Genomic DNA, 4,923 nt, shown 5'->3' with positions numbered 1-4,923 from the left:
GGGATGGACCATGCGCCCGGAGAGGCCCACCCGCAACCGTCCGGGTTCGCCGTATTGCTGCACAACCGCAGATTGCTGATCTTCGCGGCGGCCATGGTCACCTTTCACCTCGCCAACGCCGCGATGCTGCCGCTGGTCGGACAGGAGCTGGCGTTGCAGAACACCGACGTCGGCACCGCGTTGATGGCCACTTGCATTGTCGCCGCCCAGGTTGTGATGGTTCCGGTGGCCTACGTCGCCGGGGCCAAGGCCGACAGCTGGGGGCGAAAGCCGATCTTTCTGGTCGGCTTCGCCGTCCTGATGGCTCGCGGCTTTCTTTACACGCTTTCCGACAATTCGTACTGGCTAGTCGGCGTGCAGATCCTCGACGGCGTCGGGGCCGGGATTTTCGGCGCGCTGTTCCCTCTCGTCGTGCAGGATCTGACGCACGGGACCGGCCGGTTCAACGTCAGCCTGGCTGCTCTGACCACGGCGTGGGGCATCGGCGCGGCGCTTTCGAACATCCTCGCCGGGTGGATTGTGGTGGTCGCCAGCTACGACGTGGCTTTCAGCTCGCTGGGCGCGCTTGCCGCTGTGGGCTTAGCGCTCTATGTGGTTGCTATGCCCGAAACCGGGCCTAATGCCGCGACGGGCCCGCAAAATCCGGTCGGCAACGCCTCCCCCAAATGGGGGAGGCGAGGGTGAGACAAGCCGCTAGCAAATGTTACCGGCGCGTAGCTTCGATTCTTAGACTTCGTGTGCCAGCAAAAGTGACGAACACCACACTTTGACGCAAGTTTTGCCGAACCCTTGTGTCTGACCTCGTATTTTGGTCAAGTCGCGGTAACGTGAAGGTGTGCATCGGCGTAACTGAATCCCTAAGAACAGTGCAATAATCGGTACTGCCAGTGACATAAAACCCAGCCGGGGGATCACCGAAGGCGGTACGCACCGGTACCAGCAATGTGCCCGTGCGGTGGACAGCGATGGAAGGCGGGGACGTGGGTCCGAACGACAACGGAGCCAGGTCAGAATCTCACCCAGATTCACACCGAGCCAATGCCGCGCTGCCCGAACCGCAAAAGCGGGAGAAACTAGAACAAATCGTCATCCGGTTCGCCGGAGACTCCGGCGATGGCATGCAGCTCACCGGCGATCGGTTCACTTCCGAGGCAGCGCTTTTCGGTAATGACCTGGCGACCCAACCGAACTATCCGGCCGAGATCCGGGCGCCGCAGGGCACGCTGCCGGGCGTTTCGTCGTTCCAGATCCAAATCGCTGACTACGACATCCTCACCGCCGGTGACCGGCCGGACGTGTTGGTCGCAATGAACCCGGCGGCGCTGAAAGCCAACATCGCCGATCTGCCCATTGGCGGGCTGGTGATCGCCAACTCCGACGAGTTCAGCAAGCGCAACCTGGCCAAAGTCGGCTACCAGGACAACCCGCTGGAAACCGGGGAACTGTCCGACTACAAGGTCGAGGCCGTCCCCATGACCACGCTGACGCTGGGTGCCGTCGAGGTCATCGGCGCGTCGAAGAAAGACGGCCAACGTGCCAAGAACATGTTCGCCCTCGGCCTGCTGTCCTGGATGTACGGGCGGCCGATCGAAACCAGCGAGCAATTCATCAGGGAGAAGTTCGCCCGCAAGCCAGACGTCGCCGAGGCCAACGTGCTGGCCCTGAAGGCGGGGTGGAACTACGGAGAAACCACCGAGGCCTTCGCTGTCACCTACGAGGTGTCGCCGGCCAAGTTGCCCGCGGGCGAGTACCGACAGATTTCCGGCAACACGGCGCTGGCTTACGGCATCGTGGCCGCCGGTCAGCTGGCCGACATTCAGGTCGTCCTCGGCAGCTATCCGATCACGCCGGCGTCGGACATTCTGCACGAGCTCTCCAAGCACAAGAACTTCAACGTGCTGACCTTCCAGGCGGAAGACGAGATCGGCGGGATCTGCGCTGCGCTGGGCGCTTCTTATGGCGGCGTGCTCGGGGTCACCAGCACGTCGGGTCCCGGCCTGTCGCTGAAGTCCGAAGCACTTGGGCTGGCCGTGATGACCGAGCTGCCGTTGCTTGTCATCGACGTGCAACGAGGCGGACCGTCGACCGGCCTTCCGACCAAGACCGAGCAGGCCGACCTGCTTCAGGCGCTCTACGGCCGCAACGGCGAATCGCCGGTGGCGGTGCTGGCGCCGCGGTCGCCGTCGGACTGCTTCGAGACCGCTTTGGAGGCGGTACGCATCGCGGTGTCGTACCACACCCCGGTAATCCTGCTGTCGGACGGCGCAATTGCCAACGGCTCGGAGCCGTGGCGAATCCCGGATGTCAGCGAGCTGCCTTCCATTACGCACGTTTTCGCCGACCCAGACCAGCCGTTCCAGCCCTATGCTCGCGACCCGGAAACCCTGGCCCGCCAATTCGCCGTGCCGGGTACTCCCGGCCTTGAACATCGCATCGGGGGCTTGGAAGCCGCCAACGGTTCGGGTGACATCTCCTACGACCCGGCCAATCACGACCTGATGGTGCGGTTGCGCCAAGCCAAGATCGACGGGATATCTGTTCCCGATCTGGAAGTCGATGATCCGACCGGCGATGCCGAACTACTGCTGATCGGGTGGGGCAGTTCCTACGGTCCGATCGGCGAAGCTTGCCGGCGTGCGCGGCGCAACGGCATCAAGGTCGCGCATGCCCATCTGCGGTATCTTCGACCATTCCCAGCCAACCTGGGCGAGGTCCTGCGGCGTTACCCGCAGGTGGTTGCGCCGGAGATGAACCTGGGTCAACTGGCGCTGCTACTTCGTGGCAAGTACCTGGTCGACGTGCAATCGGTGAGCAAGGTGCAAGGCGTGTCGTTCCTGGCCGACGAGGTGGGGCGCGTGATCCGCGCCGCGCTGGGCGGGACACTGGCCGAAATCGAGCAAGACAAGACGATGGTCGCGAGATTGGCTGCGGCCACGGTAGGAGCGGGAGCGGAAAGCTAATGACTGACGTGATCGGTGTGGATCTCGGGCTGCCGGACGTGCTCACCAAAAACTACGGTGTGCCGACGACCGACCAGCCGCAGAAGGCCAAGGACTTCACCAGTGACCAGGAGGTCCGCTGGTGCCCCGGTTGTGGCGACTACGTCATCCTCAACACAATCCGCAACTTTCTGCCCGAGCTGGGGCTGCGCCGCGAAAACATCGTCTTCGTCAGCGGCATCGGATGCTCGAGCCGTTTCCCGTATTACCTGGAAACCTATGGCCTGCACTCGATCCACGGCCGCGCCCCGGCGATCGCGACAGGTCTGGCGCTGGCGCGTGAGGACCTCTCAGTGTGGGTCGTCACCGGAGACGGGGACGCGCTGTCGATCGGTGGCAACCATCTGATCCACGCGTTGCGCCGCAACGTCAACATCACCATCCTGCTTTTCAACAACCGGATCTACGGTCTGACCAAGGGGCAGTACTCGCCGACGTCCGAGGTCGGCAAGATCACCAAGTCGACGCCGATGGGATCGCTTGACCAACCGTTCAACCCGGTGTCGCTGGCGCTTGGCGCCGAGGCGACGTTCGTCGGGCGGGCGCTGGACTCCGACCGCAACGGACTGTCTGAGGTTTTGCGTGCCGCAGCCCAGCATCGCGGGTCCGCCATAGTCGAGATCTTGCAGGACTGCCCGATTTTCAACGACGGGTCTTTCGACGCCCTGCGCAAAGAGGGCGCCGAGGAACGGGTGATCAACGTCCGCCACGGTGAACCGATCATCTTTGGCGCCAACGGCGAATACTGCGTCGTGCGATCGGGGTATGGACTCGAGGTGGCCAAGACCGCCGACATAAGCGTCGACGAGATCATCGTGCACGATGCGCATGCCGCCGATTCGGCCTACGCGTTCGCGCTCTCGCGGCTATCCGAACAGAACCTCGAGCACACCGTGATGGGCATCTTCCGCCAGGTCAGTCAGCCAACGTACGACGACGCGGCCCGGGCACAGGTCCACGCCGCGCAGGAGTCAAAGCCGGCCGACCGTGCCGCGTTGCAATCGCTTTTGCACGGGCGCGACACCTGGACCGTGAACTGACGTGACTCCCACGGCTAAGCCGGCTTCGTTGGCCGGTGTGGTGCTGGCTGGGGGAGCGTCGTTACGAATGGGCCGGGACAAGGCCACCATGGCGGTTCCCGCCGAACTTCTTGGCTCCCAGGATGGCTCCGAAGCGCCGATCACGATGGTCGAGCGGGTGGTCAGCGTTGTCCGAGAGCGGTGTCAGCCGGTTTTCGTCGTCGCGGCGCCGGGCCAACGCCTGCCGGAATTGTCGGCCCACGTCGTGCGCGACGATGTCCGCGGGCTCGGTCCGCTGCTTGCCACCGGTCGCGGATTGCGCGCCGCGGCAGCGGCGGGCGCGAAGCGAGCTTTCCTTTGTGCCACCGACATGCCGTTGCTGAGCGCTGATTTGATCGACCTGCTCGAAGAGCGCGCCATCGAACTCGACGCCGACGTGGTGTTGCCATGGGATGGCCGCGATCATTATCTGGCTGCGGTGTACCGGACCGAGCTGGCCGCCCAGGTCGATGCGCTGATTGCGGCCGGCGAGCGGAACATGCGTTCGTTGGTCGATCGGGTGGATGCGCAGCGAATCGTGATCCCCGAGTCCCGGTCACTGGCCAACGTCAACTCCGCGGCCGACATGCGCACATTGCTGCGAGCCGGGCGCTAGCGAGCCGACGCGGGTTTTCGCGAGTCCAGAGTCATTCTGCGAACGGTTTCTGGCAATTATTTGATAAATTCTCGAGCGTTAAAATTTAAAATAGCAATAAACGTTGTTCAATATTGCCTGAGATAATTTTGGTGAATTCGAGCGGTTAATGCTCTAATTGGCAGGCAGCGATATTCCAGTCAATTTTTGGGTTGCGCCCGTATTGCGTTGGGGCAGCGGATGTTTGAAGTCTCGACCTGTTGGCTACCGG

General features: G+C 63.1%; 4 protein-coding genes. All 4 read left to right on the top strand.

The features are described from left to right. Window positions 1-684: MFS transporter (locus WBF82_RS20605; protein ID WP_424384788.1), on the top strand; the 684-nt coding region annotated here is incomplete at its 5' end. 296 nt (window positions 685-980) lie between these two features. Next, window positions 981-2,960 carry a 2-oxoacid:acceptor oxidoreductase subunit alpha gene (locus tag WBF82_RS20600; protein WP_424384787.1) on the top strand — a complete coding sequence of 660 codons (1,980 nt, stop codon included), beginning with the start codon at window positions 981-983 and terminating at the stop codon, window positions 2,958-2,960. Further along, window positions 2,960-4,039: a 2-oxoacid:ferredoxin oxidoreductase subunit beta gene (locus WBF82_RS20595; protein ID WP_424384786.1), complete on the top strand. Its 1,080-nt coding sequence runs from the start codon at window positions 2,960-2,962 to the stop codon at window positions 4,037-4,039. The genes WBF82_RS20600 and WBF82_RS20595 overlap by 1 nt, the downstream gene beginning before the upstream one ends. 67 nt (window positions 4,040-4,106) lie before the next feature. Beyond that, window positions 4,107-4,673 (top strand): molybdenum cofactor guanylyltransferase, encoded by a 567-nt coding sequence (mobA, locus tag WBF82_RS20590; RefSeq protein ID WP_424384789.1) that lies wholly within the window; start codon window positions 4,107-4,109, stop codon window positions 4,671-4,673. The last annotated feature ends 250 nt before the right edge of the window (window positions 4,674-4,923 follow it).

The organism is Mycobacterium sp. (genome assembly GCF_049673265.1).
In the GTDB taxonomy this organism is placed as follows: domain Bacteria; phylum Actinomycetota; class Actinomycetes; order Mycobacteriales; family Mycobacteriaceae; genus Mycobacterium.
Note: the sequence above shows the minus strand (reverse complement) of the source record. Positions and strands in the feature narration are given on the sequence as shown.

Excerpts from the sequence above, each read along its gene's own strand:
- WBF82_RS20595 (WP_424384786.1), top strand. The coding sequence starts at position 2,960 with ATGACTGACGTGATCGGTGTGGATCTCGGGCTGCCGGACGTGCTCACC.
- mobA (WP_424384789.1), top strand. The coding sequence starts at position 4,107 with ATGGGCCGGGACAAGGCCACCATGGCGGTTCCCGCCGAACTTCTTGGC.